Genomic DNA, 16,849 nt, shown 5'->3' on the forward strand with positions numbered 1-16,849 from the left:
TTCGATGACAATCAAAATCATAATCGTAATCCTTTGTGTAATCAGTATTGTTTGAATAATGGCAGTTCGGTCAGTTCCAGTTTGACCAGCCCATAGGTGGCAATCTCTATAATGGCTTCCACATCCTTGGCTTCGAGATATGACGCTCCCTTTTTAAGCCGTGCCTTTAGCTCGTGATTCTTTTGACGATACCTTGCCAATGCCTTGTCCAACTCGTATTCGGATATGCTCCATTTCGTGCCACGCTCATAGCCATTGTGCTTATAAGTGGAACGGAGCCGGAGCATACGGCACACGCAGGAAACCGGTCTGCCCCGTCTGAACACGACACTTTGCCTGTATCCATATCCGTCATCAACGACTATCCAACTCCTGTACATATTAATAATGTATAGCATTTGCAGGTAAATCGTCCGTCTCATATAAATTCGGCAAGCAACTCCTCCTTGGTCTTGCGGTACTTGAAATGACCGGTCTTTTCGTGAAGTTTCAAGTCAAGACAGATGTCAGAACACATGAACTCCAGGGATTCATAGATGGTCACATCAATGCGGTCAACCTTGCCGGTATCAGAAACTCTCGCGTTCATCTTGAACATCTGTCCGAAAGCCGGATTGGAATAGGCACAGGTGCTGCTTCCGAATGTCGTTGCGCTTGAAGGAATATGATGATAAAGGGTTATCAGCTCCATGTCGTCCTCGAAGATGTCCATCACTTCTTCCAGATCGTATGGGTCGGCAAGCGGAAACGAAAGGAGGACGTAATCGTCATAGAACTGCGGCTGTTCCATTGTGGTTACATCCAGCAACTGCGGAAGCTGGAGCGGCACAAAGGAGAGAAAGTCATCGTAAAAAAGTTGTAGCATAACTGTTGTGTTTATTTGTTTCTGGTTCGTCAAATGGATGTGAGCATTATCTTGATCAGTACTCCGGGCAATACCCGCCATTGGTCATTGTCCGTCCCGGCGGTCTTGTTGAGTTTGGCTATCATCTGAGGTGTCCGGTCAGCGACTGCATGAAGTGTTGTCCTTTCCATATCGGACAGAACAGCCACGCTGAAACCATCCAAGGCAACATACGGCTGCAACAACATCCAAACGTAAGCCCTTGCCTGCGCTTCGGTTTTTACATTTCCTTGGTTGATGTCATTACGGCAAGCCAAAGCGTTGAGTATGATTCTCCGGTTGGTTCGCCTGGCTGTATATATCAAGGCATCACGATAAGAGATTTTGCCGTCTTCTGCCGATTGGAACACAGACAGGCAGCATTTCTCCGTGTCGCGCGTAATGGCAGAAAGGTCGGCATCGGCAAGCTTCGGAAGATGGCTCAGGAAAGAACGGAACAGCCAGTCTTCCTCTTGTATAAAGGCTAACATCTTGTCCTTGGAGTCTATTCCGGATTTCAGAGTATTGGCAAGAAAGGATTGGTAGGCTGACACTGTTTGTTTTGCGTTTCCGTGACACGGTGCTACTGAATCCAACGACCTGAAGAAAGATTCTGCATCTGTTACCGCTTGTGCCAGTTCTGTGTCTTGTCGATATTGGGAAGTCTTTTCTTTGATGAGCAACACATCAGCGAAAGTTCTCGACTTCTCCAGAGCCAGACGGGTAAATTCAATGCGCAACGAATCGTGCAATCCACGAATTTCGCTTTCGTAATTGGCGTGGATACAGTTTGCCGTGTCTTTGGCGATACAGGCAGATACTGAATCCCGAAGCGACTGCCAGTCGTTTATTTTTTCAATCAGACGCTCTGTTGGCAGGTTTTCTTCCTTTCGCACCTCGGACAGGTATGACCTGTAAGCATCGGCAGCATTTTTGACGGCCTGAAACATACTGTTGCCAGTCTTTTCTCCGCACGATGCCAATATAAAGATGGCAAAACATACGGCAACACCTTTGGCAAGAACGGATTGCTTTTTTAAGTATGATATAACATCAACACCCATGATTTTTCTCTCTGATTTCACTTTGAATAAGCCTTTGCACATACGATTATTATTGATTTATGGCTGCAAAGGTAAGTATAAAAGTTTGTATAATAATACTTAATAATCAAACTTTAATATACTTTCTTTTTCATACTTACGTGTATGACGGGCAAAACAAACAAGAGCAAAACAAATGAAAATACAGAGTATAATTATTGCAAATTATTTTCGTAAGTATGATTTTATTCAGATTAAACTTTGTACCTTTGCAGTTGGTATCATTTAGCATTGAACATCAGTATGGCAAAAGTAGGTTACATATTCAAGGCATCCGGTTATGACGGCTTCGACACTGACAAGAAGTGGATGGAGCAATACGGCTGTGTACAAGTGATAGAGGAAGAGAACGGACACGAGAAACTGCGCCCTCAATGGAAACAGCTGATGGCAAGTCTGGAGCGTGGGGACGAGTTGGTTATCTCAAAGTTCAGCAATGCCCTGCGTGGCTCCCGTGAGCTGGCAACATTCATCGAGTTCTGCCGGGTAAAGGTGGTTCGGATTGTCTCCATTCACGACAAGATTGACAGCCGTGGGGATTTGTTTCCGGAAACCAAAGCCTCCGATGTACTGGAGATGTTCGGTTCTTTGCCGGAGGAATGTGCCATGCTGCGCAAGGCTTCAGCCCACATCATCCATCTGAAACAGAACATAAACCAGCCGTCCAAAGAGAAAAACATCAGCAAGGCGGAAAGGGAGAAAACCATCGTGGCGATGTACAATAACGGGCATTCAATCGATGACATCTGGAAAGTAAGCGGATTCAGCAGCCGCAGCTCCGTGTTCCGCATCCTCAATAAATACGGCGTTTCACTCAATCGAGGCAAGTTCAGCGGGCCGCTTGGGAAACGTAAACCAAAAGATGAGTAACGATATGGTAAAAAACCGTATTGAAGAGGAGAAGAAGGTAGTAAAACAAATGATTTTTTTATACTGCCTAAAAAAGGAAGGCAATGCAAGCCTATGTCCGGCTTGCCACGAGTTGTTGACATACGCAAGGGACAGACTTAACCATTGCAAATTCGGAAACGACAAGCCAACTTGTAAAAAGTGTCCTGTACATTGTTATCGCCCGGATATGAAAAAGCGGATAAAAATGGTTATGCGATGGTCCGGTCCGAGAATGCTTTTTTATCATCCTGTCTCAGCCGTCAAACATCTGTTGAGAGAATTGTAATTGCAACAACTTTTATCCGATGAACAAACGAGAAAACATACAAGAAACCGAACGGCTGGCTATCCGCAAACTCACCCATGACGACTTTGAGACTTTGATAGCAATAATGGGCAAGCCGGAAGTTATGTACGCTTGGGAACATGGCTTCAGTGAAGATGATGTACGATCCTGGATAGAGCGACAGCTTACACGATATACAAAAGACGGCATCGGATATTTTGCCGTAGAGTTAAAGGAGAGCGGACAACTGATAGGCCAGGCCGGACTTATGAAAACAACAATGAACGGGAATGAAGTCGTTGAGATCGGCTACATATTTGACAACACATATTGGCACAACGGTTACGCGACAGAAGCCGCCGAATCTCTCATAGCCTATGCTTTTGACTGCTTGGAATTACCGGCTGTATATTGTAGCATCCGTCCGGAAAACAAGGCTTCCATCCGAGTAGCAAAACGACTTGGCATGGAATCTTGTGGCAACCATACCGTTGTTTATCGAGGTAAAGAAATGCCCCATATCATATACAAATTAGAAAATCCGAAATAGAATGAGCAAAAAAGAATACATACAGACCAACAAGGAATGGCTGGAGACAAAGGCAAAGGAAGAGGGCGTAAAACCTCTCCCGAAAGGAATCTATTACAAGGTCATCAATGAGGGAAAGGACGACGGCAAACATCCCTCGCCCCGCAGTATCGTTACTGCACACTACACGGGGTGGACTATAAACGGAAAGAAGTTCGACACCAGTCGTGGTGGAACACCAATAGCGTTCCGTTTGAACGAACTGATAGAGGGTTGGATTATCGCAATGCAACAGATGTGCATAGGAGATAAATGGGAGATATACATTCCGGCAGAAATGGGATATGGCAAGTTCTCGCAACCAAACATCCCCGGTGGTTCAACCTTGATATTTGAGATTGAACTGTTTGGTATTGCCTAGTCTGAGAAATATATGAAAGAATAGAGTAACCTATAAAACATACTGCACATTCGGATATTTGCAGTACCCTTACAAGGTAAATGTATTTGTGTTATATGTATAATTAACAAAAATGACCGACATTAACAAAATTATAATCCTTATAGATTCTTACCTCGAAATGAAGGGGTTGGAATATGTGGAGCCTAATGAAATCTCCAAATTTCTAGACAAATATGGAGTATTGAGTTACTCTACAAAAGGACAACCTCTACGTAAACTCTTGCGTGAAGGGGTTATACCTAATGCTTTTAAAATTTCGGGGAATAGATGGGTAATAGGACATTCCAATAAAGTTCGCATTGTAAATACGCAACCTATAAAAGAAGAACCTATCATTAGAAAAATTTATTCCCCTAAAAGTATAGTGAAATGTCTTAATCCGATTGCAGATGTAAACTCCCAGATTCTAATCATAGGAACCTTGCCAGGGAAAATCTCGTTACAGACAAAAGAATACTATGCTTCTCCAAACAATCAGTTCTGGGGAATAATAGCCGAAATACTCAAAGAGGCGTTACCTCTTTCATATAATGCGAAACTTACGATGTTAAAGAAACATCATATCGCTCTTTGGGATGTCCTCTATTCGGCTAATAGAGTAGGAAGTCTTGACGCTGACATTAAGAATCCTATCGCTAACGACATAGTAGGATTTGTTACCACTCATCCATCGTTACAAAAAATAGTATTCAATGGTAAAGAGGCTGAGAAAAAGTTTTATGAACTTATAGGCACCAGAGATATTCCCGAACATATTAAATTTATATCTATGCCTAGTACAAGTCATATGAACACCCATTTTTCATTGGAAGACAAGAAAAAACATTGGTCTTGCATATTAGAATAAAAGGCACAAGCTTTAATCAAAGCATTAAAATTGTATCACATATTGCATTGATATTTAACGCCATACATTCGTTTATGTCGTGATTTTTTCGTATCTTTACATACAAGAAATAACGAAAATATAACAGCAATATGGGAGAAACTATAATTGTATTATTGGCATTTTGGGTGTTCATCAAAATCTTAAAAGTGCTTTTTAGAGGCTGGAGCAAAAGCGACTATCGAAGAGATAGATAACAGGTCTTTGGGTGACGCATAACTGATCCGTGTTCATTTGTATCAGCAAAGGGGCTATGAAGAGTAATTACATTTTCCCTCTGCTCAAAAGATTTTACCAATCATATTCGGGTGGGTAGAAAATTCGTATATTTTGTAAATAAATATTGTCGGCATAAAAATACTCAAATCTCAATCAAATGCCATGGTTGCAAATCTCCGTAAATTTCATTCACAATTGCCGAATTCACAAAGGTTGTAAAACCACCTTCTTCAACGCCATTATTTGAATGAATGTGACCGAAAAGGTGATAATGTGGTCTTATTCTCTCAACTGCAGTTAACAATTCCTTTGAGCCATAATGAATATTATCATCAAAATCTAAAATTTCAAATGGTGGGCAATGAGTTATGAGTATGTCCGTATCTAGACTGATATTCCTAATCGCTGTATTATTCAATCCTGACACACAATCCTGTACGAACATTGGAATGCCATGAAACTTCACACCTTCTATATTGACAGAAGAGTATCTAAGACCATAACAATTATTTGGAAGACCATCTATTTCGCTATTCCAAAGACAATCGTCATGGTTGCCCGCAATAAAAATCTTATACTTATACGGCAGGTCACAGAACCAATTCAAAAAATCCAAAACTTCTCTTTCTGATCCTCCAAAGGTAAAATCACCCGAATGCACAATCACATCGGCCTCAGGCAACCCTTTAAGTCGATTATGCTGACCATGCGTATCTGATAAATGAAGTATTTTCATTTTATGCAATTATATTTATTTGTCTTTTTATACTGGAATACCCAAACTGGAATTCTTTTCTCACGGGCAATTTCTATCATGTGCTTTGTCCCATGAGACATTCCATCCCAAAACGCTACCAAATGGGTTGCGATAGACAACATATCTTCATTTCTAAGAATACCAGCCATACGAGGATGTGACTTCCAATTGGCAGGAAACAAGATTTTTGTCAATTCATACTCATCGGCATAACGGATTGCTAACGTATCTGCACCTTTCGCCATGCCAGATATTATTTTAATGGGATATTCATCAAAAATATCCGAAAGCCAAAAGAGTTCATTCAATTTAGCTGACATATATTCGTAGTCGTCAAAATCACGCCCTCCTGCTACAATGACCTTATAAGCATTGCGGTTACTGCTTTTAATCAGATATTTCATCATCTCCTCTATTGCTTTACTTTCTTCTGGATTTATCTTAGTGATTTGCACAATTTTATTTTGCATAATTCCTTTTTGTTGCTTAAAATTTTCATGTGCTTCATGCTAAAGCCTTTATTTGAAAATTTCTTTTAATTGTTTCCTAAACTCAGAGTCATATGAATCATCCCTGTCTTCATCGTCATCCTCTGCGCCATATTTCTCCTCAAATCTTACACAAGTTGCCAATTCCACAAGAATTGGATAGAACATCGGCCAAAACATAAAATGTCCTACAACAACACCGCATAATGCTTTTTGTATACCAAAACCAGGTTTCCCGAGAAAGGAGAAACATCCACCGAGAACACCAAGGATAACACCATACCCAAGGACTGTGACTACTAACTTATCCTTGTACATCATGACTTTAATTCATTATAGGTTGTTATTATATCAATTCTAATGGATTCGCGCCTCATAGAGTCGGCAAAGGAAATGCCCCATACAATATCAATCTTTTGCGTAAGGCTTTCCACCCACTCTGATAATGAGGAAAAATCATCCATCATCAGTTGTGTTTCGTTATTGGGATTATGAACAAAATTTATGAGCAGCTTATTGCCATTCATTCCTTTATACCATTGGTCTATCTTCGGGACAGCTGTAGTAATTGGACTCTCTCCTTCTTGTTCTATACTCAATACATTGAATTTGCCAGAATTCCTCAATATTTTGCAGATGTCATAAAAGTCTATGGAAATTTGGTTTGGCAATTGGAGATTATCCAAAATGGCTCTGATGCCGGAATAGAGTTCGGTTGTATTGCCCACCATGAGGCTATCAACTCCTTTTGGAAATGTAACTTCTTGTGTGCTAAAAACAAGCAGTAGTTGTACTTTGTCAGCGAAAACGGACACAGCTTCTGACAATCCATTGAAATAGCCATCTACAATGAAAATTCCCATTACTTCTCCATTGAATGACAAAACTCTGTTTCCATCAAATTTATCAATACTTATGATTCGACCATATTTTGATTTTAACTCATTTAGAATGTAGCTAGTATTACCTAATCCTATGATTTTTACAAGTGGGTGTAATGTCATGTGATCATTAAATATATTCTTTTCTTCCATATTATAAGAGCTTTAATGCTATGGCAGCACAGGCCTCTGCATCAGCAATAGCATTGTGGTGATTGATGAGATTGTAGTCACAAGTTTCAGCGACTGTATCAAGACGATGGTTGGGTAATTCCGGTTGGAGCTTACGTGAAGCTCTTAGAGTACAATAAAATGTATATTCCGGATATACCATTTCATATATCTCAAACACAGCTCGGAGACACCCCTCATCAAAAGAACTATTGTGAGCCACAAACGGTAATCCCTTAATAAGAGGCTCTATTTTCCTCCAAACTTCAGGAAAGGTCGGAGCACTATCGGTGTCTTCGTATGTCAAACCATAGCTCTCACTCGCCCAATGAGTATAGTAATTTGGTAACGGATGAATAAGATTGTAGAATCTATCAACAATCTTACCACTACGAACGATTACAACTCCTATACTACATACGCTTGAACGGTATTGGTTGGCCGTTTCAAAATCTATGGCTACAAAATTGGTCATATTTACAATATTAGTCCCACCATTTATGTATTTCTTTCTCTAATAGTTTAAAAACAAGATGGCATGCTTTTGCCGCACGAAGTTCACAAGTTTGACTGTCTATAATATCTTTATCATCTGACAACTCATCTTTTTTGAAACGATGTGCATTTCTGTAATTCAGATAAAACTTTTGTCCAGATATTCCATCGTCAATGGCAATGTCAATCAATTTACAACACAATTCCATTCGCGATACATCCACATCCCAACCTACATAGCGTTGATGATAATACCAGTAACCAATATTAAACTCAATCTTGCGTCTTAGAATTATGAGTATTGGACTCCAATCATAAGCGTAGTCGTAATTAATGGTGTGTTTCCAAAAATATTGTTTTTTCCTTTCAAGGCTTTTTGCCTCTGCTTTATTTCTATCGGTATCTGATTGAATGCGTTGTGGCTCATCATCTTTCAAAGATTTCAACCAGTCTGCCATTGCTTTATCTGCTTGTCTGCCTGTTTCAAATCCATGTAGAGTAGACATGTACAGTATTAAAGCGAGAATTTCTTCATCTTTAATTTTCTGTTCAGTAGAAACTTTTACCTTTTGGTCGATAAGAACCTCTTGACGATAACACACATTGTCCACACTCAAGTATAGCAATTTTTCTGACAACGTTTCCCTGTCAAAATCATATACTTCTCTGATTTGAATAGGCTTACCATTAGGACTTTTAGGCAAGGATTTAAGTTCCTCATATAAGTCAATGTAGAATTGCTTTACATCCTCTGTTTCACCGTATTGAGACCTCAAAATATCCCAGACTTTGTTGAATGATGTCTGTTCTATGTATTGTCTATATGTTTTGATTTTTTCCATATTATTAGTGTGCTTTGAAGTTGAATATTGGATGGATGATTTTTCTTATAGAAACCGTATCAGTAATATTTGCGATAATCTCTTCAGCCGGCTTATAAACCATAGGAGATTCGTCACGAGTAAAGTCGTTCACACTCTCCGAGTAGATTCCCTCCATTGATTTTTCAAACTCCTCCAATTTGATTTGCTCATAAGCTTGGGTACGGCTGAGTACACGACCAGCGCCATGTGGCGCAGAGTAGTTCCAATCTGGATTTCCTTTACCTATGCAGAGCAAAGAACCATCACGCATATTCAGCGGAATGATGCATCGTTCGCCCTCAACGGCTGAAATAGCACCTTTGCGTACCATATTGTCATCACTGATGTAGTTGTGTATACTCTCGAACTCTTCCAAAATTTCAATGTTTGGGAAAAACTTAAGCAAGAGTCGGGATATGAGTTTACGATTGAGTACCGCCCAATGTTGACAGAGGCGCATATCGTAGAGATAATCCTCACGTGCCTGATTCTCAACATAACAAAGCTCTGCCAGAATTATCGGTTCCGCTTCGTTATGTTCCTTTCGCATTCTTTTGATGACAGACTGAAGTTCCGACCTACGCCCTGCAGCCTTGTACTCCTCAATAGTACGTTTAATCAACTCTTCTAATTCGTCATATCCTTCCGTTAGGTGATGAACAGCCACAGTCTGATAGATATCAGCCACCTGCTTACCGAGATTCCGGCTACCGGTATGAATCACGAGATACACGTTTCCGTCATCGTCCCTATCCAGTTCTATGAAGTGGTTTCCACCACCGAGCGAACCGATAGCTTTATTGATACGGTTGCTATCCTTCAGTGAGCGATAACATCGTAATGATGCAACAATCTGTTTAGCCTCGCGATAGATATCCATTTCCTCACCAATGAGAGGACTAAAGCCAAATCGGTCTTCTCTGACAATCATTCCAGACGGAATGTTGCTATAAATAAAATTATGGAACGCATGAAAATCAATGTCCGATACTTTTCCAAGATTAAGAACGCGCATACCGCAGCCAATGTCAACGCCAACGATATTTGGAATTATCTTATCGCCAAGATTACCTGTAAAGCCTATTACACATCCGGCACCAGCATGAACGTCTGGCATAATACGTATCTTCTTGTCCGAAAAGACATCTATGGATAATAATCTTTTTACTTGCTCCAATGCATTTTCATCAATCGTGTCTGTGAATATCTTTACGTCATATCCTTCTATAGTTCTCATATCTTTTATTGTTAAGGAGCATATTCAATATGTAATCTTTCTGTGTCACTTATTTTGCACAAAGCCGCAACTTTAAAAGCCTATTAGCAGTATTTTTTTCATCATTTTTCCTGAAATATTTCCGCATATTTGCTACAGAGTATCGCATCCATATCAATCATACTGAGGTCTCCATCAAGTTTATCATTCTCCTGAATGATGACATCGTCACACAAAATTTTCAAGTTTTCAAGACAACCCATAGCAACAGCTTGCTTATCCTCACCCTCAAATGAGAATGGCATTGCGACAAAGGCTATTACGTTCTCCACATTCATATCTTCACTAGACCATGCAGCACAAAGTGCATATGTACCACCTGTTTTACCACTGAGTCCTGCTGTTATAATAAGAGTTTCAACCCCATTGAGAACCCCATTGAAATACTCCTCGGCTTTTGCTTCTTCTGGCAAAAGGATGTGTGTATCAGTTTCTCTTCCATGCATATAAAGCGACTCCTTGTCTGTATCATAATAGACAAACTCGGCATCACCAACACCGATGCCTTGTTTTCTGATGGAGTCAGCGATATTGCCACCAGCGTTTCCAATCGCAACTATCTTTTTCATATTTAATATTAAAGGTCTGCGAGGGGTTCACAATAACTACATTGTAAACCCCTGAATAACTACAAATATTGAATGCCTTTACTTAGACATTGTGTAATCCAAATAGCTTGCAGTGAGCATCTGCGCTTTTTTCATATCAACTCCATACTTTGTCATGAAGGCAGTAGCAATTTGTTCTCGTCCCTGCGGGTTGTTAAGTGGGTTAGATGTCGTAGGTGTAACGACTTCAACGGTCATCCCTTTTTCGACAAATACGCCATTGCATTGGCGCTTGTTTTTTGTTGTAAAATTCCAGAGTGGCATACTAATGTAAATTAGAGTTATTTAGATTGAGTAAATTGTTTCTTTCAGAAGTTGCTCAGCCTTGTTTTCTACGAGTTTATCCCATAGTCGCGAGGTCTGTAACTTATTGAGAGGAATGTATTGTTGGTAGCGTTCCACAAACTCTTCGGCATGTTCAATATCCCAATTATCAATGATGTCGGCCCAGTCCATCATATCGACAAACTTGTCAAGTAATTTCCAATTGTTATAGATTTCATCGCGAGCCGAAAGGTTTTTCCAGTTCCATTTTTCCTTGAACTTGTTAAGATTCTCATCCGTAAGGATGTTCGCATTGCAGCACTGCGAAAAATCAGACCAGTTAATCTTGCCCGCAAATTTGGCAATACCAGTGGCTGTCCATAAGATATTTCGGTTCTGCGATAGTGTTTCCCAATCGAGTTTGTCCTGAAACTTATCGATCATCTCCATGCTCAAACTTTCGTCTGAAACTTTCTTCCAAGCCTCTGCATATAGTACGGAGGTGAGGAACTCATTGTTGGTTATCTGTCCCATATTTAACGATTTTGTTGTTTTGATGATGCAAAGTTAGGTTTCATAACTGCCACTTTACGGCAGCATAACAATTATTTTCAAAAAAAATCCCGATGTTTTATCGTCAACAACAGGATTTTTCAGTTATGATTCAAATCATTATTTATAAAGTTCGTTCATATCGGTAGCTATTTTTGCGAACTGATTACGAAGCTCTAATGGCTGAATCACCTCTACATCAGCTCCATATCTTAGAAGCTCCTGGATGAAATCGAATGTTGGCCGCAGAAAAAAAGTAAACGTAGAGGAATACATTTCTGTATGTGCTTCATATTGAGTATGATGTAACGGAAGCGAACGGAAATAGTTCTGTTGACCATTTGAAACTTTAATTTCAATGACTTCGGGTTTATCATTCGTACCAATGATAATGCCTATAACATCATTGAAGTAGCTTTCAGCATCAAATCCTTTGGGTAGATTGAACGTGCTCTCGTTCTGCTCAATAGAATGAATGCGGTCAAGTCCATAAATACGAATATTTCCATCCCATGTACTCCGTGCAAGAAGATACCAGCGTTGTTTGAAGACCTTAACACAATACGGTTCAACTTCAAACGTAGAAGGTCGCTCTCGATGAAAGCTTTGATATGTAATTGTCAATGTGTAATTATCTCGCATTGCCTCAATTATCGGAGTAAGGAATCGCTGTCCAGAAGGGATTTGTTCAAACAGAATCCGCTGCTTCATATGATGGCTCTCATTTATGAGATTATTAACGGCAAATGTATTGATAAGCCATGTTCTAACTCCGCCTTTTTTAATGTCTTCACTATTAGCTATTTTATAGACTTTCCCAGCCGAGCGATCACATACAATATCAATATCAAAGAGTTCTTTAATGGCATCTTTGTGCCTATGGAAAGTTCTCTCTGGTATCTCATACTCATTATTATAGTTGAGAGAACTACGAGACCAACGCCTGTTGATTTCCTCCCGAGTAATACCTTCGGAACTAAAGATTAAATCAACAAGCCAAATATAGCGATTAAATAATTCTGATGCAGCCATCGTTTACTCTCTTTCTATTAAATGCTCATTTTGTTCTTCAAGATAATCTTTGATAAGTGTATCTATTTCATGTTCAATCTCATCCTCGTTCATTCCAACTGTACCAAACATAAAATTAGGATTTTTACCTTCAATAGGTTCACGTCGCTTTATCCACTTGTATGTTTCTTTATTGATAATACCAAGGTTATAATCTTCATTCCACCAAAGAATTATATCTGGATATTCAGAATGATAGAGCCGTATATCACTTCCCCACCACAAAGCCACTGATTCATCATCAGATACAGGCATTGCATCAATAATATACGACTTAGATTGTAAATAGGCTAGCGTATGATTACGGTTCCGATCCCAACCTGGACTATCATTTAGGCGGTCAATTCCAATTCTATCACCTGAATTTTTCCCATTTTCAGGATAGAAACACCTAGAGTTGTGATACCATCTGAATCTTAGACGACTACCTATGCTCCATTTTAGAATGCCTTCTATTACACTAGGTTGAAGCAAGGTTTCTTTAGCTTGAATAAATTCAATCTCATTCTCGTTCTCGCATTCCAACTTCTCAATATCATCAAGGTTATCAGACATAAGACAAGAGCGGAAAATTTTATTAAATCTGTCCCTTTGTAACCTGTCTTTGAGTGTACCTGCCGCAAAATCAAGCACACGCCAATCATTAAAGAATTGATTTTGCCTTACAACTTGTTTTGTGAACGCGCGAGCAAATGCCGAACGTTTGTGCAAAGAGCCAGCATCATCTTCCTTAAATACTAAAGCATCACCATCATCACCAAACCATTTTTTGAAGTTTGACCATATTATTGCAAAACCAGTTTCGTCAAAGTTGTCGCCATCAACAAGGAGCGGACGCAAACGCCCATTAAGCATGGGATGCTGTTCTGCTTCACGAATCATTGCAGACAGTTCACTGTTATGAAGCAGGATTTTTGCTTTAAAGTATTCTTCGCGAAGTTGCATATTGGGTTCGTTGCCCTTTTGTTCGTGTAAAATGGCCAAACGAGGAAGGATATTGGTGGAGTAGGAAGCAAAATCATTCCTTATTCTATTTATAAAAGCAAAGAACGATTCTTTATCACTGACAACATTTACAGAATAGTTATAAATGAAACGCTTCCATTCCTTAAACTCTTCGGAAGAGTAATCATTACCATGAAAGGAGAGCAATCCAAATTGCAGTGCTCGCTGTGGGTATGAGGTTGGGATAGAAATAAGTTCTTTTACTATCTCAATATTCCGATGATTATGGCAAAGCTTATTTAGCAAGGAGGCGATTTCCTCAAAGTATTTTTTCACATTAGTATCGTTCAAGAAACCTCCAAAGAATTTCCAAGGCAGAAAGAAATCTTTATTCTTGTAGTTCAGTGCCACAAGATCATCGATATATCGATATTTTTCTCCAGCACAAACGATAAGCCAATTTGAAAGAAATGCTAACAATGGAATATCGAAATTATGGGTGGTTCGGTCCCAGAAAAGATTACTCCATTCTCGGTCTATGCAATATCTCCATTTTTCCGCAAAAGTGGAAAGCGTCTCTAGGTGAGAAGTCTCATCTTCATAAAGCGAAAAACAGCAATCGTAGTTCTCAACAACATCGTCCGGCAAGATTTTATCAATTTCAGATTTAATCCTGTCAAACTGAGACAACTTCTTGCCGCGAGAGTTCATTTTGAGATAGAGTGTCTCATTGAGATTCAGACTATTGAGATCCAAAAACTCAAAACTGATTCTATCCAGATTCTGAAATACCTCAGGAGATTCTTTAAAGCCTGAGTCGATAGCATTCAACATATTGAGAACAGCATCTACCGTTGGGTCAAGAGCCCAATAATTTAAAAACCATCCTTGGTTGAGTATATGTTCTTTTAAATCTTCGCCTTCTTCTTTTTCTCCATACCAATTTTCTACCAGGGCAGACAAGAAATCACGCGATGCACTGCGAGTCTCATAGTTGAATCCCGTCAGGTATCCGAATGGTACACTATGCTTTTTTTCACCATATAGTGCAAGAAGATAGAGCGTAGTGAGACGTTGTTGGCCATCGATTGGAATAAAGCATTTCTTCTTGCTGCCATCTTCCAAATCTCTTTCCTCTGAAACTCCAAATATTATACCCCAAGACAATGGTTTGCGTGAAGCCACATCGTCAAGAATATTATCTCGTATCACAGTGGCTTCGCCATCAATTCTACCTTGTGCATAATCACGTTGAATACGTGGAATATAGATGTATTCGTATTTTTCTTCTTCAAACAATATTTGAAGAGTCTTTCTTGAGTCATTCTGTGCCATTGTCTTCACAAAATTTTTTAAAATCATTGATTGTGCTTTCTATTGCATCCGAGTATGCCTGTTGGTCGTTTTCATCCCAAAATATAAATCCTTCAGGAGATGGTGTGTGCCATTTGCTGAAAACATTGATAGTCGCAGCTGGAATGAAACTTCCCTTGGCTTGGTAAGCGTTGAGTTTGTTTCGCTTGTCAAAATAGAATTTGTTACCTATACCTTTATTGTCATGTTCTGTCAGGAGTGTAAGATTTCTAAGACGCATTACTTCTTCTTTCTCTGCTACAAATTTGCTTACTAAACTCCTATAGTCCTCATCATGATCCAAAGCTGAAAGGTCATTTTCCGAGGCGTTTAACTTTTCATAAATCTTTTCAATCTCGTTGGGCAGATTCATTTCTTGGTATTCATTTTTTAAAACGCGAAGGCGATTTAGGAGTTCCAGCTTCTCTTTGGGATTTTGCGGTGATATATGTTCCACATTCCAGTTCACGGTATGGAATACATGGAATGGGAATCGACTTACTTTCGTTTCAGTTCCTCTTCCGGTAGACTTATCACTATCTTGTTTCAACAGAGCACTCTTGTTGTTGATAAGCATTGCTACATTCAAGAGCAATAAAACATTGAACACCTCATTTTTGTCCTTATCAAAACGAGCCTCCATATACTTTTCGGGAATTGACTTTAAGCATTGTTCTTTCACATAGTCCACAAACTCCTTTCGGGTAGGTAGCTTTTGTTTCTTGTTTTTACTCGTAGAGAATTTATAGAACATGGCAAGAAGGTACTCGTGGAATGGAGGATAATCTTTCGGCAAATATTTCGGGAACTTACGTCCTTCAAGATAACCGATTAGATTATAAAGCAATGGATCATGATACCACCCCGTAATAATGTAGAAACATCTTTTAAGTTCCTCCCAGTTGTTGAACATCTCCTTTTCAGAAGTGATAGATTCTTCCATAAATGAAAAAATAGGATAATCTACATTCTGAGGAATTTCTTCATGCTGTGACAAATACCAAACCTTATAGAGATAATCAATGCAACTTGACGGTTTCTTTTGGTCTCCGGCAAGGAAATACCACATTTCATCTTCCCTTAGTGTCCGCTCCATTAAATCAAGTTCCTCAGACATTGATATTTGTTTAACTTCCTTTACTGTTTTGATTTCACCAATGTTGTGAAGAAACAAAGCCTTTATTAGCTCGCTCTCAGTAAGTGATATTTTACCGGAATTAAGGTTATTGAATAGGTCATGTTCCATTTTATCAATCTCCTTTTCTGATAAATGGTCGCCTTCTTTCATCACATACAAGATAAAACAGCAATGATTAAGTATATTCTCTTTTAGTGTTTCCTTTTTATCCGTATTCTGATTTATCCACTCTTCTATAGCTTTTCTAGCATTGGTTAAATGCCAAATTTCACAAGATGCTTCGCAGTCGAATTCTTCTTTATAGATTCTATCCAGTATTTTTTCTCGTTCATATTCGAGCGAATAACATTCTCCTTCGTATCCGATTGTTTTCAATATAAGATAGATAGTTGTCAGTCGCTGCTGCCCATCTATAACTCTCCATTCATGCTTCCCGTTAAGCTCAATGTGTCGCACTACAAGTGGTTGAAGGCAGTAAAAACTGCCATCTTTTTTAGCATCATAATGGAATACATCCTCAATAAGTCGTAACACCTCCTTTTTAGTCCAGCGATATCCTCTCTGATAGGACGGAATTTTCAAGTTAAATTTTTCTCGACATAATTCACCGACCTCAATTGGTTTAGGTTCGTGTAAGTAGCTACTAATGTTATCATTCATACAATCAGGCATATTTTGCAGTTTCATGATGCAAAGATAATAATTATAACTGACACAAAACGGCAGT

General features: G+C 39.3%; 21 protein-coding genes. 5 read left to right on the forward strand and 16 right to left on the reverse strand.

Going from position 1 to position 16,849, the window contains the following annotated elements:
* Positions 1-41: 41 nt before the first annotated feature.
* The 3 genes from R8806_RS04910 to R8806_RS04920 are packed head-to-tail and all read right to left on the reverse strand — an operon-like array spanning position 42 to position 1,989.
* The gene (locus tag R8806_RS04910) at positions 42-422 is read right to left on the reverse strand and encodes a hypothetical protein (protein WP_008771341.1); all 381 of its coding nucleotides are present in this window, start codon (positions 420-422) and stop codon (positions 42-44) included.
* On the reverse strand, positions 419-865 hold the full coding sequence (locus tag R8806_RS04915) for a hypothetical protein (RefSeq protein ID WP_075965722.1): 447 nt from the start codon (positions 863-865) through the stop codon (positions 419-421). Before R8806_RS04915 ends, R8806_RS04910 begins: the two co-directional genes overlap by 4 nt.
* Before the next feature lie 29 nt (positions 866-894).
* Positions 895-1,989, reverse strand: coding sequence for a hypothetical protein (locus R8806_RS04920; RefSeq protein WP_151411641.1), 1,095 nt, complete (start codon positions 1,987-1,989; stop codon positions 895-897).
* Positions 1,990-2,229: 240 nt separating this feature from the next.
* Between R8806_RS04920 and R8806_RS04925 the strand changes: the two genes are divergently transcribed.
* The 5 genes from R8806_RS04925 (at position 2,230) to R8806_RS04945 (ending at position 5,002) form a co-directional block, all read left to right on the forward strand.
* The gene (locus tag R8806_RS04925) at positions 2,230-2,856 is read left to right on the forward strand and encodes a recombinase family protein (protein WP_151411703.1); all 627 of its coding nucleotides are present in this window, start codon (positions 2,230-2,232) and stop codon (positions 2,854-2,856) included.
* Positions 2,857-2,860: 4 nt separating this feature from the next.
* A complete protein-coding gene (locus tag R8806_RS04930; protein WP_151411643.1) occupies positions 2,861-3,163 on the forward strand; it encodes a nitrous oxide-stimulated promoter family protein in 303 nt (100 codons plus the stop codon).
* 19 nt (positions 3,164-3,182) lie between these two features.
* Positions 3,183-3,713, forward strand: a complete 531-nt coding sequence (locus R8806_RS04935; RefSeq protein WP_151411651.1) for a GNAT family N-acetyltransferase — start codon at positions 3,183-3,185, stop codon at positions 3,711-3,713.
* 1 nt (position 3,714) lies between these two features.
* On the forward strand, positions 3,715-4,113 hold the full coding sequence (locus R8806_RS04940; RefSeq protein WP_151411660.1) for an FKBP-type peptidyl-prolyl cis-trans isomerase: 399 nt from the start codon (positions 3,715-3,717) through the stop codon (positions 4,111-4,113).
* Between the two features lie 112 nt (positions 4,114-4,225).
* Complete coding sequence (locus R8806_RS04945; RefSeq protein ID WP_151411664.1) at positions 4,226-5,002, forward strand: DNA-deoxyinosine glycosylase; 777 nt, start codon at positions 4,226-4,228, stop codon at positions 5,000-5,002.
* Positions 5,003-5,402: 400 nt separating this feature from the next.
* On the opposite strand, the gene R8806_RS04950 is transcribed toward R8806_RS04945, so the two are convergent.
* The 13 genes from R8806_RS04950 to R8806_RS05010 form a co-directional block, all read right to left on the reverse strand.
* Positions 5,403-5,996 carry a metallophosphoesterase family protein gene (locus R8806_RS04950; RefSeq protein ID WP_151411666.1) on the reverse strand — a complete coding sequence of 198 codons (594 nt, stop codon included), beginning with the start codon at positions 5,994-5,996 and terminating at the stop codon, positions 5,403-5,405.
* Positions 5,993-6,487: a DUF2493 domain-containing protein gene (locus R8806_RS04955; protein WP_151411673.1), complete on the reverse strand. Its 495-nt coding sequence runs from the start codon at positions 6,485-6,487 to the stop codon at positions 5,993-5,995. Before R8806_RS04955 ends, R8806_RS04950 begins: the two co-directional genes overlap by 4 nt.
* A gap of 48 nt (positions 6,488-6,535) precedes the next feature.
* Positions 6,536-6,826, reverse strand: coding sequence for a hypothetical protein (locus R8806_RS04960; RefSeq protein WP_120096356.1), 291 nt, complete (start codon positions 6,824-6,826; stop codon positions 6,536-6,538).
* Positions 6,823-7,539, reverse strand: a complete 717-nt coding sequence (locus R8806_RS04965; RefSeq protein ID WP_120096355.1) for an FtsZ/tubulin family protein — start codon at positions 7,537-7,539, stop codon at positions 6,823-6,825. The genes R8806_RS04960 and R8806_RS04965 overlap by 4 nt, the downstream gene beginning before the upstream one ends.
* Position 7,540: 1 nt before the next feature.
* Complete coding sequence (locus tag R8806_RS04970) at positions 7,541-8,032, reverse strand: 3'-5' exonuclease (RefSeq protein WP_151411681.1); 492 nt, start codon at positions 8,030-8,032, stop codon at positions 7,541-7,543.
* 10 nt (positions 8,033-8,042) lie between these two features.
* Complete coding sequence (locus R8806_RS04975) at positions 8,043-8,894, reverse strand: hypothetical protein (RefSeq protein WP_151411683.1); 852 nt, start codon at positions 8,892-8,894, stop codon at positions 8,043-8,045.
* Between the two features lie 4 nt (positions 8,895-8,898).
* Positions 8,899-10,152 carry an RtcB family protein gene (locus R8806_RS04980; RefSeq protein ID WP_120096352.1) on the reverse strand — a complete coding sequence of 418 codons (1,254 nt, stop codon included), beginning with the start codon at positions 10,150-10,152 and terminating at the stop codon, positions 8,899-8,901.
* A gap of 101 nt (positions 10,153-10,253) precedes the next feature.
* The gene (locus tag R8806_RS04985; protein WP_120096351.1) at positions 10,254-10,760 is read right to left on the reverse strand and encodes a hypothetical protein; all 507 of its coding nucleotides are present in this window, start codon (positions 10,758-10,760) and stop codon (positions 10,254-10,256) included.
* A gap of 78 nt (positions 10,761-10,838) precedes the next feature.
* The gene (locus R8806_RS04990) at positions 10,839-11,063 is read right to left on the reverse strand and encodes a DUF6140 family protein (protein WP_120096350.1); all 225 of its coding nucleotides are present in this window, start codon (positions 11,061-11,063) and stop codon (positions 10,839-10,841) included.
* 21 nt (positions 11,064-11,084) lie between these two features.
* Entirely contained in the window at positions 11,085-11,597 is a 513-nt protein-coding gene (locus R8806_RS04995) for a hypothetical protein (protein WP_120096349.1), read from the reverse strand.
* Positions 11,598-11,735: 138 nt separating this feature from the next.
* A complete protein-coding gene (locus tag R8806_RS05000; RefSeq protein ID WP_120096348.1) occupies positions 11,736-12,647 on the reverse strand; it encodes a helix-turn-helix transcriptional regulator in 912 nt (303 codons plus the stop codon).
* 3 nt (positions 12,648-12,650) lie between these two features.
* Positions 12,651-14,966 carry a GmrSD restriction endonuclease domain-containing protein gene (locus tag R8806_RS05005; protein ID WP_167513907.1) on the reverse strand — a complete coding sequence of 772 codons (2,316 nt, stop codon included), beginning with the start codon at positions 14,964-14,966 and terminating at the stop codon, positions 12,651-12,653.
* The gene (locus R8806_RS05010) at positions 14,953-16,782 is read right to left on the reverse strand and encodes a DUF262 domain-containing protein (RefSeq protein WP_167513908.1); all 1,830 of its coding nucleotides are present in this window, start codon (positions 16,780-16,782) and stop codon (positions 14,953-14,955) included. The genes R8806_RS05005 and R8806_RS05010 overlap by 14 nt, the downstream gene beginning before the upstream one ends.
* Between the last annotated feature and the right edge of the window lie 67 nt (positions 16,783-16,849).

The organism is Butyricimonas faecihominis, from assembly GCF_033096445.1.
GTDB classification, from domain to species: domain Bacteria; phylum Bacteroidota; class Bacteroidia; order Bacteroidales; family Marinifilaceae; genus Butyricimonas; species Butyricimonas faecihominis.